Origin of the sequence: Herbiconiux daphne (assembly GCF_024979295.1) — a bacterium.
Taxonomy (GTDB): Bacteria; Actinomycetota; Actinomycetes; order Actinomycetales; family Microbacteriaceae; genus Herbiconiux; species Herbiconiux daphnes.
The window spans coordinates 1-820 of record NZ_JANLCJ010000273.1 but is presented as its reverse complement, the minus strand read 5'-3'; the positions used below and the strand labels follow the sequence as shown (position 1 = coordinate 820).

The following is an 820-nucleotide window of genomic DNA, read 5'->3' as shown; positions in this document are numbered from 1 at the left end:
GTGTCACAGAATTTGAAGGTCAACATTTTGTTATTAGCACGGATGATATTCTTGTCCATGATGGTTCGACAAGAACGCCTGTTGCTGCATCTCGTGTAAAAGAACATCTACTTCGTGAGATTTCATCTGTTCGTTATGAATCAACTAAAGTGTTTACTAACCATGCACACAAAGAGATTTGGATTTGCTATGTTGGTGCTGATACTACAGGTGTGGCTTCTAGTTATAATCAGTATGCCTGTAATCGAGCAGCTGTATGGAACTGGCAATATAACACTTGGTCTTTCTGCGAACTTCCTCGTATTTTTGATATAAGTTTGGCTATCCCTCCCGATGTTGATAAACGTCAATGGGATAATTATCCAGCCCCTAACGTTATTGATAAAAATACTGGACTTAGCTCTACCCCTACTGTACCTAATGGTATAAACCCTCTGGAATACAATTGGAATGCTGTTAAACGAGCTAATGAACAATGGCGTGGTGCTAGTGAGGCATTCGATAAACGTCGTTTGATTGCATGCTCACTTGATAAGTGTTTGTATGTATTAGATGATGGGTATTTCCACTCTAATATTAAATTTACAAAATATGATGCAACTAACGGAAACACTGTTGATATTCAATCTTTACCAGTATCTTGTGAGATTACTAAAACAGGTATTGATTTTGATGAACAAGAACCTGATATCTCTTACAATAAAATGTGGAGAGCTATATACCCTCAAATGGGTGGTAAAGGTTCAGTGGAGATTTCTGTTGGTGGTTCCATGAGTCCTACAGGAACAGTTTGGTGGGATAGCACATCTACATTTAAAAT

1 protein-coding gene is annotated in these 820 nt (G+C 37.9%); it reads left to right on the top strand.

The window, feature by feature from the left end; genetic code table 11:
* On the top strand, positions 1 to 820 hold an 820-nt coding region (locus tag N1032_RS24585; protein ID WP_259543142.1), incomplete at both ends, for a hypothetical protein.